Here is a 14,772-nt window from a genome sequence, read left to right as displayed (position 1 = left end):
AGTCAATACCCGGGGTTATCATCAGACCGTTGACGCAGAACTCCGAGGAACGCCGGATTAAACCAGTTCCGGCAGTCGGATCGGCATGGCGTTGGACCTACGACCGTCAACGGAGTAAAGTGCATTGGCGATGGCCGGGGCGATGGCGATCAGCGGCGTCTCGCCGGCACCCACCGAGGGGAGGTCGGGACGGTCGATGAGGTGGATATCCAGCTCGGGGACGTCCTCGAATCGAGGGACCCGATAGCGGCCGAACGAGGCGTTGAGGATCTTGCCGCCCTGGAACCGGGCCTCCTCGTGGAGCGCGGGGCCGAGGCCCATGAGGATGGCCCCCTTGACCTGATTGAGCAGGTTGCCGGGGTTCACGATCTTGCCGCACTCGTAGGCCTGGCAGACGTGCTTGACCTCGAAAGACCGCTTGTCGGGGGCAAGCTCAACCTCCACGCAGGCCGCGACGAACGACCCCTTGTCCAGGCCGCAAGCCAGCCCGATCCCGATGTTCGGCTCCTTGCGTTTCGACCGTCCGTCCCAGTCGAATCGGCGGGCCGCCGCTTCGAGGACGTCGCGCAAACGGCCGGGCTCCAGGTGGTCGAGCCGGAACCGGAGCGGGTCGAGGTCTGCCGCTTCGGCCAGTTCGTCCATGAAACATTCGCGGCCGAACGTGTTCGCGGTCGTCGCCAGGGCCCGGTAGGAACCATGACGGAGGGGTGGTTCCGAGGGGACGAAGACCCCCCGATTCTTCCCGGCCTGGTAAGGCGTCTGGATCTCGTTTCCGCCCGAGTTGATGTTCACGAAATACCAGGATGTCAGGCGCCCCTGGGCGTCGAGGCTTGCCTCGGCCTGAATCACGCCGGCGGGTCGGAACTGGGCCCAGGTGAATTCCTCCTCGCGGGTCCAGACCAGCCGGACCGGCTTGCCTGCGGCCCTGGCCAGCCGGGCGGCCTCCACAGCGCACTCGCCCGAGTGCTTGCCGCCGAAGCCGCCGCCGAAGTCGGGGATGATCACCCGGACCTTCTCGTCGGCCAGGCCGAACGCCCGGGCAACCTCGCCCCGGACCGCGAAGGGGTTCTGGGTCGCCGTCCAGACCGTCACCTGGCCGCCGTCCCACTCGGCGACGGCCGCCCGGGGCTCCATCGGGGCATGCTGGACGTACGGGACGTGATACGTCCGTCGAAGGGTCTTCGAAGCCCGTGCGACCTCGTCGGCGAAGGGATTCCCCGGGACTCCACCCCGAGCCTGCCGACGAAGATAGTCGAACAGTTCGTCGCTGGACGGGTGCGGGACCGCCTCCCATTCCGCCGAGTCGGTGATCGCCTCCAGGGCCTCTCCGGCGAGATATCGGGAAGGAGCGACCACTCCGACGAAATCGCCATCCCGGACTGCCAGCACGTCGCCGAACTCCTTCGCGGACTCCAGGTCGACCGAGAGGAGCCTGGCCCCGTACGAGGGCCTCCGGAGGACCTTGCCGAAGAGCATTCCCGGACGGGTGATGTCCGACGGATACGCATGCGAACCCGTGACCAGGTCGCGAGCATTCGGGCGGGGAATCTGGGTGCCGAGGACCTTCCAGGAGTCGACCGGGGTCAGCTCGACGTCGGGAGAGGCCGCCACCCCGAACGCCCGGATGGCGTCCTCGTCCGAGGCCAGATCGCCGTAGGAGAAGGTCCGATTCGAATCGGGGTCGATCGCCCGACCGTCGAGGACCGAGACCGATTTCGGCTCGACTCCCCATCGGCGAGCCGCGGTCGAGGCGAGCAGTTCGCGAGCCGAGGCACATCCCTGGCGGATCGCCGGGACGGTGGACGGGGTCGATCGGCTGCCGAAGGTCCCGCCATCGTCCGGGACCAGGGCGGTGTCGGCCATGATCAGGCGGACCTTGCCCGGCCCGACGTGTAGCTCCTCGGCGGCGGCCTGGGTCAACTCGGCCCTGGCCCCCTGGCCACACTCCACCTTGCCGGTCATCACGGTGATCGTGCCGTCCTGGCCGATGTGCAGCCGGGCCTCGATGGTCGACGCCCCTTGGCGTCCGGCCCGACGTCCGCCCCTCTGGGCCTGGCCCCTCGACGATCCGGCCGCCGCGGCGATCAGGAGCCCCGCGCCCAGGACTTTCACGAACTCGCGGCGGGTCGGGTCGAGGTTGGTGAACCGAAACTCGACGAGGTCGACGACCTCGTCGTATTCGGCCTCGGGGACGTCCGGGGCCGGATCCGGCAGGTGGTCCTGGTTCGTCATCGGCTCACTCCCCTTCCGGCTTCGAGGCCCGGCAGACGGCATCAAGGATCCCGGGATAGCTGCAACACCGGCAGATGTTCCGATTCATGCCCTCCGAGATCTCGGACCGGGTCGCCCCGGGATTCGCCTCCAGCAAGGCGACGGCCGCCATGATCATCCCCGGGGTGCAGTAGCCGCACTGGAAGGCGCCTTCCTCCAGGAAGGCACGCTGGACCGGATGCAACTCGTCCCCCGAGGCCAGCCCTTCGATGGTCCGGACGGAGGCCCCTTCGGCCCTCGAAGCGGGGGTCCGGCAGGAGAAGACGCGCTTCCCGTCGAGCAGGACCGAGCACGCCCCGCACTGGCCCATCCCGCACCCGTACTTGGTCCCGGTCAGTTGCAGGTCCTCGCGCAAGACATCCAGGAGAGGCCGATCGGGATCGGTCCGGATGGTCCGGGGTGTCCCGTTCACGGTGAACTTCAACGTGGCGATGTCGGCCGCTTTCATGGTCGTCCTCCGGATCTCCCGTTCCCGGCCATCCGTCTCCCGAATATGACCAGACTTTGTGTCGTTGGCCAGCCTTCGGGCGGATCGGGCGCAAAAATGACGCTGCCCGGACCACGAGTCCGGGCAGCGGCAAGGGTTCGGTCGGGTCCGGTGGTGGAAATCGTTCGCCCCCCGACGGGAGGGCCATCGAGGCGTCAGTCGCCCAGGATTTTCGGGATATCGGCCAGGATGGACTTGATGTCCCCATCGGTCAGCTCGCCCTTGAAGCCTCGGGCAGCCTTGACCTTGTGTCCGACCCACATCACGACTGTGACGTCCGCCTCTTTGGAAATCTCGTAGTCGGGGGCCTCGGCGGGGTCGCCGTTGACCGTCAGCGGGACGCGTTTGATGCCGGCCTCCCTGGCCAGCTTCTTCAGGTCGTCCGCCGCGCTCGGCTTGCGGCTCAGTAAGACGACGAAGCTCTTGAGCTTGCCATTCTCGCCAATCTTGCCATCAATCTGCTTGACCAAACTGGCCAAGGGCTCGGAGGTCTCGCGGGCGAACACGCAGACCACCGGAGCGTAACCGTACTGTCAGCGATAGCAGAGGGTGCTACCCTGGTTCGGCCCGGTGATGTCATCGACATCGAACGGGCTCACGGACTCGCCGACCTTCTGGCCGGACTTGACGGGCTCTCCCGCGTAGCAGGTCCCCACCATGACGATGGAGGCCACCACGGCGGAGAGACCCATCGCGAATTTCGATCGCATGGCTTCTCCTTGGAATGGACCGGACCGAGGCCCGCATCCTAGTCAGCCCGGAGCCTGACCTCCCTGTCAAGGCTTTCCGCGACGGAAGCCCGCGATCGAAACGGTTCGGCGGTTCCCGGTGTCGCTTTCATCGGCTCAGCACCTCGACGGGAGAAAGAGGCGGGAACGCGCGAGTGATCGACCTGGATGGGGGAAGCCGTCCGGGGGGAGATCGCCGGACTGGAGGCTCGATTTGGTTCCCGGCGTCTCCATCCTTGATCTTCTCGACCAAGATCGGGATCATTGTCCACGATCGGACATCGGATCGAGCGTATCTGGCGGTGTCTTCAGGAGTTTCACGGTGCGACCGGGGAGCGCGGGGTCCATCCACGCCGATCGGCGGGATGGCCTGGATGCAGAAGAGGAAGGTGTGCGATTAGCGCAGAGGCTTGGTTCACAGTCGTTCTGGTCATCGCCGAGATCGGGCTCCTGGCCTTCACGCGGTTCGCACCCGACATCATCATGATGGGAGGCTTGACCCTCCTGTTGATCTCGGGAATCCTGACCCCGGAAGAATCGCTCTCGGGCCTGGCCAACGAGGGGATGGTGACGGTCGGGGTGCTCTACCTGGTCGTCGCCGGCTTGCGCGATACGGGGGGGGTCGGCTGGATCGTCCGAAGTTTGCTCGGGCGGCCCGCGTCGGTCGCCGGCGCGCAGTTCCGGCTGATGGCCCCGGTGATCGCCATGTCGGCCTTCCTGAACAATACGCCCGTCGTGGCGATGCTGATCCCGGCCGTGTCGGACTGGGCCAGGCGGTATCGTCTCTCCCCCTCGAAGCTGATGATCCCGTTGTCTTACGCGGCGATCCTGGGCGGGACCTGCACCCTGATCGGCACGAGCACGAACCTGGTAGTCCAGGGCCTCTTGCTGAAGCACGGCCATCCCGGGATGTCGATGTTCGAGATCGGCTGGGTGGGCGTCCCGTGCGCGCTGGCGGGGGTCATCTACCTCATGACGGTCGGTCGAGTCCTCTTGCCCGATCGACTGCCGGCCGCGAGCCAGTTCTCGGACCCTCGGCAATACACCGTGGAGATGATGGTCACGCCCAACAGCCCCCTGATCGGCCAGACGATCGAGCGCGCCGGGCTCCGCCAATTGCCCGGGATGTTCCTGATCGAGCTGGATCGGGACGGGTCGATCTTCCCGGCGGTCGAGCCGACCGAGACCCTCCACGCGGGCGACCGCCTGGTCTTCGCCGGGGTGGTGGAGTCGGTCCTCGACCTCCAGAAGATCCGGGGGCTCGAGCCCGCAACCGACCAGGTGTTCAAGCTCGATGCACCCCGCCGCGAGCGGTGCCTGATCGAGGCCGTGGTCTCCAACAGTTGCCCCATGGTGGGACGGTCGGTCCGCGAGGGGCGGTTCCGGTCGGCCTACAGCGCCGTGGTGATTGCCGTGGCTCGCGACGGCGAGCGGGTGAAGAAGAAGATCGGCGACATCATCCTGCGAGCCGGCGACACCCTGCTCCTGGAAGCCCATCGGACCTTCGCCGACCAGCACCGGAACTCGCGAGACTTCCTGCTGGTCAGCCCGCTCGAAGGCTCGGCGCCGCCGAGGCACGACCGGGCCCCGATCGCGCTGGCGATCCTCGCGGCGATGGTCCTGGTGGTCGCCTTCGAATGGTTGAGCATGCTCAAGGCGGCGATGCTGGCGGCCGGCCTGATGATCCTCTCTCGCTCGGTCTCGGGCCGGGAGGCGAGGAAGAGCGTGGACTGGTCGGTCCTGATCGTGATCGCCGCCTCGATCGCGCTGGGCACCGCATTGGAGAAGACCGGGGCCGCCGGCTCGATCGCCTATGCCTTGATCTCGGCCGCATCGAGCCACCCCTGGGTGACACTGGTGGTGATCTATGGGGTCACGATGCTATTCACCGAGCTGATCACCAACAACGCCGCCGCCGTCCTGGTCTTCCCCATCGCGATGGCGACCAGCGAGAAGCTCGGGGTGGACTTCGCCCCGTTCGCCGTCGCCATCATGATGGCCGCCTCGGCCAGCTTCTCCACCCCGATCGGCTACCAGACCAACCTGATGGTCTACGGTCCCGGAGGCTACAAGTTCACCGACTACTTCCGGGTCGGGATCCCCCTGAACCTCCTGATGTGGGCCATCACCGTCGCCATCGTCCCCTGGATCTGGCCGTTCCACCCGGTTCGGTGAACGCCCGCGCCCGGCGTCTCGCAGTCGTGGGACGATCCCGCCCTTCGCCTCGAAGCCGCGAGGACGCCCGATCACCCGGGTTCTCCGGCGCGAGGTGGCGACGTCGTCGAGGTCGGGCGATTCCGGCCTGTACGAGCAGGCCGGAAGACTCACGCTCGCCGTCCCCGATTCCCCATCGGGGAACCAGTCGAACCGGGCGGGATCGTAGAGGTTCGTCGGAGACCACGACCGAGCCGCGGGGGCGCAATCAACCCAACCAAACAACAATACATTAACAATATATTACCAAAATTTATATCACATTGATCGAAAGACGGGGCATCGGCCGGATCGCGGCGGGTTGGTACCCGGGACGGGATCCGCTCCGGGGCATCGAACCCAATGACTCCGGCCGCGTCCCTTGCGCGTCCTATTCGTATTTCTTCCTCACGACGTCGAGCCGATCGGGGTTCTCCCGATATTGCGGGAGCCGGAGGAGTCGACCGAGGTAGTCCCGAAATTGCTCGTCCCGACTACTCCGCTCGTCGCGGTCGATGATGGCGTCGAGGGCCTCGGTCAGGGCCCTCTCGGCCTCGTCGTATCGCTGCCGGGCGGCCATCTCGCCCGCGTATTTGGCGAGCGCGTCGATGAAGTAGGGGTGAGTCGGTGCCGTCTGCCGGGCGATCTCGAAGGCTTCTCGGATCAGGTCGACGGCTCGCGGGAAATTGTCGTGATTCCGCTCGAACTCGGCCATGTCGCCCAGGAGCAGCGCCAGCGCGAAGTGGCGTGGCGGGAGGCTGGCGCGGGCGAGCGCCAGGATGTCCTCGAGTGCTTGCCGGGCTCGCTTCACATCGTCGACGTCGCGGGTCCGATCGGCCTGCTTCCGGAGCGTGTCCGCCTGATAATACTGGAAGACCCCCTTCATGATGGGGTCCTTCGAGAACATGATCTTGGCGGCCTCCCGCAGGAGGATCGAACGGTCGCCGGTCCCGAGTTTGATCATGTGGCTCGCGAACTGGGCGTGCCTGGTGTCGATGTGGTCCGGCCCGAGCAGCCTCCGGCGCCGCGCCAGGACCCGGTCGATCAGCATTGCGGATTCGGCGAGCCTCTGCATCTCGGCCAGGGCCCAGGCATGATGGAACTCGACGCGATCGATCAGGAGATCATCGGCCCCCGCCGATCTCGCCAGGCGCCCCTCGACGTCGAGATAGAGAGCGTTCGCATCGTCGAAGCGCCCCGAGAAATGGTCGAGCATCGCCAGGTGGAACAGGCTGATGGCGACATCCGGCTCGTCCGACCCGAGCGAATCGCGTCGGATCCGGAGCGCCTCTTCGAGGAGCGGCCTCGCCCTCCGGAAGTCCGCGGTGGCCCGCAGCGCATTGCCGATCGTATCGAGGAGGGTCGCCCGGACCAGCTTCCCCTCGCGGTCGGTCGCGTCCGGCTCGTTGACCTGCTGGACGCCCGCCTCCAGCATCCTCAGGGCTTCGATCGAGTTCACCCGCTCCTCGGGCGTGCGGAACCCCCGATTCTCCAGCCCCAGGGGGTCGGTTGCCTGGAACAACTTGACGAGGAAGTTCGTCAGTACCCGAGAGGTCCTCTCTTTTTCCTCCGCCCTCTGGTGTTCGGCCCGCCTCCTGCCCTGTTCCACGACGAACAATCTGGCCCGCTCGGCGGCCTTGATCTGGAGCCATCCGATCAGGGCGAGGTTGACGAGCAGGACCGAGGCCCCCGCGCACGAGGCGAGCACGAGCGATCGGTGGCGTCGCGACCACCGGAGCACTCGAGTCGCCCAACCTTCGCGATGGGCCGAGACCGGCTCGTCGGCGAGCCACCGCTGGACATCCTCGGCCAGGGTGCGCGGCGATTCGTACCTCCGACCGGGCTGGAGCGACATCGCCTTCAGGCAGATGGCCTCCAGGGGCAGTTCGAGCCATCGGGCATGATCGCGCGGCCGGCGGAACTCGCCGCGCCGGACCTTCTCCAACACCTCGGCCAGGTCCTTCCCGGAGAACGGCGGCATGCCGGTCAGCAGGGAGTAGAGGGTCGCCCCCAGGCTATAGACGTCGCTCGCCGGCCCGAGCAGGTCGAGGCGACCTTCGGCCTGCTCGGGGCTCATGAACGCCGGCGTCCCGACCACGGTACCCGGCAGCGTCTCATCCGTCCCGCTCGCGGTGGCGGGGACCAGGATCGTCTCGGGGCGGCCGTCCGGCCGGACCTCGCCGGATCCCCCGCCCGTCCTGGTCTTGGCCAGCCCCCAGTCGACCACCAGGGTCTCGCCGTATTGCCCGACCATCACGTTGTCGGGCTTGAGGTCCCGATGCAAGACGCCACGGCTATGGGCGTATTCGATCGCGTTGCAGACGTCGAGGAAGCGCCGCAAGAGCTTCTGGAGGGCCAGGACCCTGGCCCCGGGGCTGGCCTTGATCGCCTCGTCGGCGTGGAATGCCACGATGGCATCCTTGAGGCTGTCCCCCTTGATGAATCGCATCGCGTAGAAGGGACGACCGTCGACGTGATGCCCCAGCCCATAGACCGGCACGATCCCCGGATGTTCCAGCCGTCCGGTGATCTCGGCCTCGAGCAGGAACTTCGCCCGATGCCCGTCGAGGTCGGCATGGCGGTCCTGGATCTCCTTGAGGGCCACGTCCCGATTCAGCTCGTCGTCGCGCGCGATGAATACCACGCCCAGTCCCCCGCGAGCGTGCTCGCGGATCTTGCGGAACCGGGAACCGACCCCGGCCGGCCCGGTCGACCGGGCGGTCCGGGTCAGATAGGGATCGATCCGCGATTCCGCCGCGACGTGCGCCAGCGAGCGGTGGACCTCGGCGTCGGCGATCGAGCGGCGGAGGTCCGATGCCACGCCCTCGACCGAGCTGAGCGCGGCCAGGCCCCGGTCGGCACCCCCCCCATGCCGGTCCACGTAGGCATCGACCATCAACTCCAACACCGCTCGGTGTTGAGAGGCGAGGTCGCCCCGCTCGGCCAGGATCTCGCCCAGCGGTGACTGTTTCCGGAGGATCCAGGCGTTCATCGCCTCGACGAGCCCATCGCGCGTGATGAAGTCCATCTGCAGCGCGAGGATACCGAAGAGGAGGTTTCGGTCGGCATTATCCGCGGCCATGGGCGACCCGTCATCATCGTTGTGCGGTCGAGTTATCATGATGAAATTACCACGACCGGAGAGCGCCGGGCCAATCCCCCGCGTAGGATGCCGGGTACTCGGCCCGTGAACGCGAGCGATCGACCCGATCTCGCGTTTGCCCGGAACCCGACAACGATCCTCCGACCGGCAATGATCCTCTAATTTCCGCACGCGCCAAATCCGCGGGCATTCGATCTCGCCGAGGTCGGGATGACCTCGCCGAATCGGTCCTGGAGGGCTCGGGCTGGCCCACCCGCGCACCGGGCCGTAAGATTGCGACCGTGCCGACCGAAGGCGGGCGCGAAAGGAGACGGCGGTGGAGCGTTGGCTGAAACGAGGGACGGATCGGGTCGAGGCGGACGGGGCGAGTGCCGAGGTCCGCGAGACGGTCGAACGCCTGTTGGCCGACGTCGCCCTTCGCGGCGACGAGGCGGTCCGCGAGCTTTCCGCCCGGTTCGACGGCTGGGATCGCGCAGACTACCGGCTGACCGATCCCGAGATCCAGGACTGCCTCGCCCGGATGACCGACCGCGACCTCGATGACATCGCCTTCGCGCAGGCCCAGGTCCGCCGCTTCGCCCAGGTCCAGCGCGAGGCCCTGCGAGACGTCGAGGTGGAGACGCTCCCCGGCGTGATCCTCGGCCACAAGAATATCCCGGTGGCCTCGGCCGGTTGTTACGTGCCGGGCGGGAAATATCCCCTGCTGGCGTCGGCCCACATGTCGGTCATCACCGCCAAGGTCGCGGGAGTCCCCCGGGTCGTCACCTGCGCCCCGCCTTATCAGGGGAAGCCCGCCCCCGCGATCGTCGCGGCCCAGCATCTCGCGGGGGCCGACGAGATCTACTGCCTCGGCGGGGTCCAGGCGGTCGCCGCGATGGCCTTGGGGACCCGCTCCATCGCGCCGGTGGACCTGCTGGTCGGGCCCGGCAATCGGTTCGTGGCCGAGGCGAAGCGTCAGTTGTTCGGGCGAGTCGGCATCGACCTCTTCGCCGGGCCGACCGAGACCCTGGTGATCGCCGACGAGTCCGTGGACGGCGAACTCTGCGCGACCGACCTCCTGGGTCAGGCCGAGCACGGGCCCGACTCCCCGGCCATCCTCCTGACGACCTCGGAGCGGCTCGCACGCGAGACCATGGCCGAGGTCGAACGCCTCCTCCGAATCCTCCCCACGGCCCCCATCGCCCGGCAGGCCTGGGACGACCACGGGGCGGTCTGCGTGGCCGACTCCGACGAGGAGATGGTCCGGATCGCCGACCGGATCGCCTCGGAACATGTGCAGGTCATGACCCGCGACCCCGACTTCTTCCTGGGTCGCATGAGCAATTACGGCTCGCTCTTCCTCGGCCCCCGGACCAACGTCGCGTACGGCGACAAGGTGATCGGCACCAACCACACCCTGCCCACGATGGGAGCGGCCCGCTACACCGGCGGGCTCTGGGTCGGCAAGTTCCTCAAGACCTGCACCTATCAGAAAGTCCTGACCGACGAGGCCTCGGCGCTCGTCGGAGGCTACTGTTCCCGGCTCTGCGCCCTGGAGGGCTTCGTCGGCCACGCCGAGCAGGCCAACATCCGGGTCCGCCGCTTCGGGGGCCGAGAGGTCCCCTACGGCGGCACCGTCGAGGCCGACGAGACCGGCCCCGGCTGATCTCGACCGATCCATCTTCGAGAGGAGGATTCACGCCATGTCCGAACCAACTTCGCGGATCGAGACCCTGCAATTCCAGCCCAACGGCCGGGTCCCCAATAGCCGATTCCCCGTCCTGATCCACCGAGGAGCGGTGAAGGCCGAGGCGGGCGAGGACCTCGCCGACGCGATCGAGGCCACTTTCCACCGGAACGACTGGCTGAACAACTGGCGAGAGCTGGGAGTCTACGACTACAACCACTTCCACTCCACCAGCCACGAGGCGCTCGGCATGGCCCGAGGCCACATCACGCTCCGCCTGGGAGGCGAAGGCGGGACGGTCATACAGCTGACCGCCGGAGACATCCTGGTCCTCCCGGCCGGGACCTCGCACATCCGGCTCGACCATTCCAGCGATTCGGAGATGGTCGGAGGGTACCCCGAAGGCCGCGACTGGGACCTGATCCGGGACGAGCAAGTAACCGAGGCCGAGTCGAAGGCCGCCATCAAACTCATCGGAAGTTTGCCCATCCCCGCCCGAGACCCCGCCACCGGCGACCCCATGACCCTCTGGCGGAAGGCACCGAGGACGTATGGGATACCGTTCTGAGACCTTGAGACGGAGCTCGAGTGCGAGGTTCAGGGCATATTCATGGCGTAAGGATGAAGGGTCCGAGATCGGTTCCTGACCACTCCGCTTTGGCTGACAATCCGGGAGATCTTCACGTTCCATCCGTTTCAATGACCCGACGTTCGTCGGTTCAACGAGCCGGGCGGAGCTGGCTTGCGGGGATGAAGGTCGGATCTGTGAGCGAGGCTGCCGCCTGGGTCTGTCGACAAACGATCTGGGACGGCCGGAAGAGCTCCCCGTGCTCCTCATAGTTCAGGGCCATGCAGGGGCGACAGCCTTCGTGGGCCTTGCATCCGCCACACGTTGCGAAGTCCGACACCGTCGCCGCCCGGATCGCCCGGGCCATCGGCGAGGATTCCCAGATTCGTCCGAAGGGTTGATCGAGGATGTTCCCGAGCCTCGCGGCGGCCTCGTTCCCATTCGCCTCTCGCACGTCGCAGGCACTCTTGAAATTGAGGCAAGGATAGACATTACCGGTAGCATCGATGAAACAGAACTGCCGAGCCGCCAGGCACATGCCCAGGCGTACCCCGGGGTCGGTGGTGGGCTTGTAGCCGGCCTGGGGGTTGAACCGTGGAAAGTCGGCGAAAAACCGGCGAACCTCGTCGAAGTCCAACTTGTATTGCAGCGGAAACTGCTCGCCGGAATAGCTCCGCGAGATTTCCGGGTCGACCGTCCACTCCACTCCCAGGTCTTGCATCCGGCCCTCCAGGGCCTTGAGCGTGGAATAGCCAGGGCGGAGCAAGGGGGTTTTGACGAGGACATCCACACCTCGTCGGCTGAGCTCCTCGATTGCTCGGATGGTCCGTCGGAAGGCGCCGGGCACCCGCGCCAGGAGATCGTGGACGGCTTCGTCACCGGCGAGGACGCTGATCTCGGCCGTGGAGATCAAGCCGGCAAGACGGTCGGCAACCTCGTCGGTGACCTTGTGCCCGTTCGTATAGAGGGTGAGGCCCAATCCTTGCGCCCGGAATGACTCCAGGATCGGGAAAATGTCGGAACGGACCAGGGGCTCTCCTCCGGTGACGATGACGTGCATCGTCCCCATCTCGGCCAGTTCCCGGGCCAGATCGCGGAGACGTTCCAGGTTGAGGACCTGGAGCGAATGATCATCCTGGTAACAATGCACGCACCGCCAGTTGCACTTCCAGGTCACCTCGATCTGGACGTGGATCGGCCGGTCTGGCCTGGGCTGGACGATCTGGATCATATCAGCCTCTCCCCCGCATCAGACGCATACGGTCTTGCACGCGGACCGGCTCTTACCGTACGACGTGCCAGGGTCGCTCCCGATGACGACGATGATCACGCCGTCGACGATGATCACGATCACGATCACCCTCCGGACCGCCGAGGCCGCGGCGAGCCGAGGATTCATGCCGGCGATCCCGTGAAGTTCCTTGACCGTCATATCCGAGGCCGGCCCGTCGAAGGTGACCATCCGTCGGATCGAATCGCTCGGATCCTCCTCGGCTCCCGCGGCGATCCGCCTCATGGTCGGGATGGAGAGTTGATCGCGGGGTACATCGGCCAGGATGACCTTCTCGATCGGGGGCAGGTCGAAGTCGATCGTCCGCTCGGCGAGTTGCTTGAGGTCGCGAAGAGTCAGGTCGGTTCGCGAGGGTTCGAGCATAATCACCCGCTTTTCACCCGTGGAACTCGGGCCGGGAGTCTTGACGCCGGTCCGAGTTGAGTCGTCCCCTGACGAGGTCGAGCCCAGAGGTACGTCGATCTGGGGTGCCGAGTCCTTCTCGCGAGCAAGCCGGTAGTCCAGAAACTGCTGGGCCCGGAGTTCGTCGAGGAAGCTGATGATCTGGAATGAGGCAACTTCTGGCGCCAGACAGGCCGCCTCCGCGTGCTCCTTGATCAGCGTGGCAATGTCCCTGGTACCCTTCACGATGCTTTCCCAGACTCGCCGCCCATCCCCCTCGAGGGCGAGGAATCGGCCGCTCGGCACATGGAACAACAGGAATTGCCCCCCCTCATCGCGCGTGGCGATCTTGGCCGTGTTAAGCGTAACTTCCCCAATCCCGGTTCCTTGAGCCATGGATAACCTCCCCCCGCCGCGACGGGGCCTTGACGATTAAAGTACGACAGAGGCGATATCATCAGAATTGGACCCAGCCTCAGCCCCGGGAGACTCACCACGGTCTCACGATCAACATGCATGAAGTGCTTATTCATGACGGACTAGACGACGTCAGATTTCTGTTCTTTTTATAACACCAGTTATTCGAATAAATAAATCTCAAGGAAAAGGCAAACGAATTCCTCACGGTTTTGAAATGCTGTACTTTCAGTGAATCCATGCATCGTGATGCTGACGCCCGTCCGCGGCGGGGCCAGGGCCGACCTCGTGGACTCGACCGGCGATGTCACGCCCCTTGGCTGAGGTGGATTCACGCGCTTGAGCGGGTCCACTAGAAGAACGCAGCCATTGCCCAGAAGACCGCATCCACTGCAAGAATCACGATGAGGTCCCGTGGCGCGATCCGGCCCACGATGCGCATGATGAGGGCGAACCAGGCGAGCGGATTCGAGAAGTCGGCGATTACGGAGACCGGCCAGGGCAGGAGCTTCCGGCCATTCACGTTGGCAATCCCTCCCCACGATGAATACGGGGGGATGATCGGAGCCAGCTCATGATCTCCCCGAAATTCGGGGGATCGTCCGGAGCTTCTCGGCTGCCAATAGGGGGATTCTGATCTGGTTTGGTGATGAGCCCCTCACGACGTGACCTGGCCGCTCAGCCGGGCCGATCGCCGGGCGAGAACTTCACCGATCCGGGGCTGATCAGCGTCTGGGTCTCCTTGATCAGCGAGGAGAGTTTCAGGACGGTCAGCGTGAACTGGGTCAATTGCTCGCGACCGTCGGCGCAGACCCAGACGTAGCGGTCGCCGCTTTGGCCGACGTAGCAGGCGTCCTTGGGCACGTCTCGCCTCCCTCCGGTGTGGAACCAGCCCGGCCCGATCCGGGCGAGATCGCGTCGGATCGACTCGACCTTGCGGCAGGTGTTCCTCACCAGCGGCGATCGATCCCCGTCCAGGGGGCCGAACTCGCCGCAGAATCCCGTGTCGTTGGCCGTGACCGTCCGGGCTTCCAGGATCCGGAAATCGCGATTCGCGCGACTCAGGTCCTCGTAAAACAGCTCGGTTTCGTTGACGAGGTCGGTATTCGAGGCGAACTGGTCCTTCAGGTCGTGGGCCAGCTCGTCGACGAACTCGGGGTCGGGCATGTCGGGGATCCCGTGGGCCCGACGGTAGGCGATCCGGAGCAGACGCAACTCGGTCGTGTCGATGACCGGCGACATCCCCCACTGCGCGACGGCGGTCCTCGAACCGAAAAGCTGAGGCTGGGTCGAGACCGGAGGCCCGAGGTCCACGAGTGCTCCGCCCGAGAGCGAGTCGGTCACCTGCGTCGTGCCTTCCCGGAGATTCACGTGCCAGGGAATCGAGGAGGGATTGACCGAGAAGAGCGCGAGGTTGTCCAGCACCTGCTGATATTGCAGCTCGGGCAAGGTGCCGCCCTGGTTGATCGTCCTCTGACGCAACCGGCTCGTCGTGCAGCCGCTGAGGCAGGTGAGGCCGATGGCGAGGAGGAACCAGGCGGGGCGCATAAACACTCTCGAAGAACGGCAAACTGTAATGATCCTGAGGAATGTATCGACGATCATCGACCCGGACGTGAGCCCCTCGGCGCGGGGACTCGATAAAGAAAGCGATGAGCTTCGAATGA

At 65.9% G+C, this 14,772-nt stretch carries 12 protein-coding genes; 3 read left to right on the top strand and 9 right to left on the bottom strand.

Going from position 1 to position 14,772, the window contains the following annotated elements; all coding sequences use genetic code 11:
• Positions 1-57 precede the first annotated feature (57 nt).
• The 4 genes from P12x_RS02375 to P12x_RS02360 form a co-directional block, all read right to left on the bottom strand.
• Positions 58-2,232 carry a molybdopterin cofactor-binding domain-containing protein gene (locus tag P12x_RS02375; RefSeq protein WP_435009224.1) on the bottom strand — a complete coding sequence of 725 codons (2,175 nt, stop codon included), beginning with the start codon at positions 2,230-2,232 and terminating at the stop codon, positions 58-60.
• A gap of 4 nt (positions 2,233-2,236) precedes the next feature.
• Positions 2,237-2,719: a (2Fe-2S)-binding protein gene (locus P12x_RS02370; protein WP_435009223.1), complete on the bottom strand. Its 483-nt coding sequence runs from the start codon at positions 2,717-2,719 to the stop codon at positions 2,237-2,239.
• A gap of 194 nt (positions 2,720-2,913) precedes the next feature.
• The gene (locus tag P12x_RS02365; RefSeq protein WP_435009222.1) at positions 2,914-3,237 is read right to left on the bottom strand and encodes a hypothetical protein; all 324 of its coding nucleotides are present in this window, start codon (positions 3,235-3,237) and stop codon (positions 2,914-2,916) included.
• 54 nt (positions 3,238-3,291) lie between these two features.
• On the bottom strand, positions 3,292-3,468 hold the full coding sequence (locus tag P12x_RS02360) for a hypothetical protein (protein WP_435009221.1): 177 nt from the start codon (positions 3,466-3,468) through the stop codon (positions 3,292-3,294).
• A 414-nt stretch (positions 3,469-3,882) separates the two neighbouring features.
• On the opposite strand from P12x_RS02360, the gene P12x_RS02355 reads away from it, so the two are divergent.
• Positions 3,883-5,661, top strand: a complete 1,779-nt coding sequence (locus P12x_RS02355) for an SLC13 family permease (protein WP_435011753.1) — start codon at positions 3,883-3,885, stop codon at positions 5,659-5,661.
• A 409-nt stretch (positions 5,662-6,070) separates the two neighbouring features.
• On the opposite strand, the gene P12x_RS02350 is transcribed toward P12x_RS02355, so the two are convergent.
• The gene (locus P12x_RS02350) at positions 6,071-8,761 is read right to left on the bottom strand and encodes a protein kinase domain-containing protein (RefSeq protein ID WP_435009220.1); all 2,691 of its coding nucleotides are present in this window, start codon (positions 8,759-8,761) and stop codon (positions 6,071-6,073) included.
• Positions 8,762-9,098: 337 nt separating this feature from the next.
• Here P12x_RS02350 and hisD point away from each other — a divergent pair, with 337 nt between their 5' ends.
• The gene (gene hisD / locus P12x_RS02345; protein ID WP_435009219.1) at positions 9,099-10,427 is read left to right on the top strand and encodes a histidinol dehydrogenase; all 1,329 of its coding nucleotides are present in this window, start codon (positions 9,099-9,101) and stop codon (positions 10,425-10,427) included.
• A 37-nt stretch (positions 10,428-10,464) separates the two neighbouring features.
• Positions 10,465-11,016 (top strand): hypothetical protein, encoded by a 552-nt coding sequence (locus P12x_RS02340; protein ID WP_435009218.1) that lies wholly within the window; start codon positions 10,465-10,467, stop codon positions 11,014-11,016.
• Positions 11,017-11,167: 151 nt separating this feature from the next.
• On the opposite strand, the gene P12x_RS02335 is transcribed toward P12x_RS02340, so the two are convergent.
• The 4 genes from P12x_RS02335 to P12x_RS02320 form a co-directional block, all read right to left on the bottom strand.
• Positions 11,168-12,247 carry a radical SAM protein gene (locus P12x_RS02335; protein WP_435009217.1) on the bottom strand — a complete coding sequence of 360 codons (1,080 nt, stop codon included), beginning with the start codon at positions 12,245-12,247 and terminating at the stop codon, positions 11,168-11,170.
• An 18-nt stretch (positions 12,248-12,265) separates the two neighbouring features.
• Positions 12,266-13,084 (bottom strand): hypothetical protein, encoded by an 819-nt coding sequence (locus tag P12x_RS02330; RefSeq protein ID WP_435009216.1) that lies wholly within the window; start codon positions 13,082-13,084, stop codon positions 12,266-12,268.
• 373 nt (positions 13,085-13,457) lie between these two features.
• Positions 13,458-13,628, bottom strand: coding sequence for a hypothetical protein (locus P12x_RS02325; RefSeq protein ID WP_435009215.1), 171 nt, complete (start codon positions 13,626-13,628; stop codon positions 13,458-13,460).
• Between the two features lie 155 nt (positions 13,629-13,783).
• Positions 13,784-14,653 (bottom strand): hypothetical protein, encoded by an 870-nt coding sequence (locus P12x_RS02320; RefSeq protein WP_435009214.1) that lies wholly within the window; start codon positions 14,651-14,653, stop codon positions 13,784-13,786.
• Between the last annotated feature and the right edge of the window lie 119 nt (positions 14,654-14,772).

Source organism: Tundrisphaera lichenicola (assembly GCF_051175385.1).
GTDB lineage: Bacteria > Planctomycetota > Planctomycetia > Isosphaerales > Isosphaeraceae > Tundrisphaera > Tundrisphaera lichenicola.
Note: the sequence above shows the minus strand (reverse complement) of the source record. Positions and strands in the feature narration are given on the sequence as shown.

Excerpts from the sequence above, each read along its gene's own strand:
- P12x_RS02320 (WP_435009214.1), bottom strand. The coding sequence starts at position 14,653 with ATGCGCCCCGCCTGGTTCCTCCTCGCCATCGGCCTCACCTGCCTCAGC.
- P12x_RS02360 (WP_435009221.1), bottom strand. The coding sequence starts at position 3,468 with ATGCGATCGAAATTCGCGATGGGTCTCTCCGCCGTGGTGGCCTCCATC.
- P12x_RS02335 (WP_435009217.1), bottom strand. The coding sequence starts at position 12,247 with ATGATCCAGATCGTCCAGCCCAGGCCAGACCGGCCGATCCACGTCCAG.
- P12x_RS02375 (WP_435009224.1), bottom strand. The coding sequence starts at position 2,232 with ATGACGAACCAGGACCACCTGCCGGATCCGGCCCCGGACGTCCCCGAG.
- P12x_RS02350 (WP_435009220.1), bottom strand. The coding sequence starts at position 8,761 with ATGGCCGCGGATAATGCCGACCGAAACCTCCTCTTCGGTATCCTCGCG.
- P12x_RS02340 (WP_435009218.1), top strand. The coding sequence starts at position 10,465 with ATGTCCGAACCAACTTCGCGGATCGAGACCCTGCAATTCCAGCCCAAC.
- P12x_RS02370 (WP_435009223.1), bottom strand. The coding sequence starts at position 2,719 with ATGAAAGCGGCCGACATCGCCACGTTGAAGTTCACCGTGAACGGGACA.
- P12x_RS02330 (WP_435009216.1), bottom strand. The coding sequence starts at position 13,084 with ATGGCTCAAGGAACCGGGATTGGGGAAGTTACGCTTAACACGGCCAAG.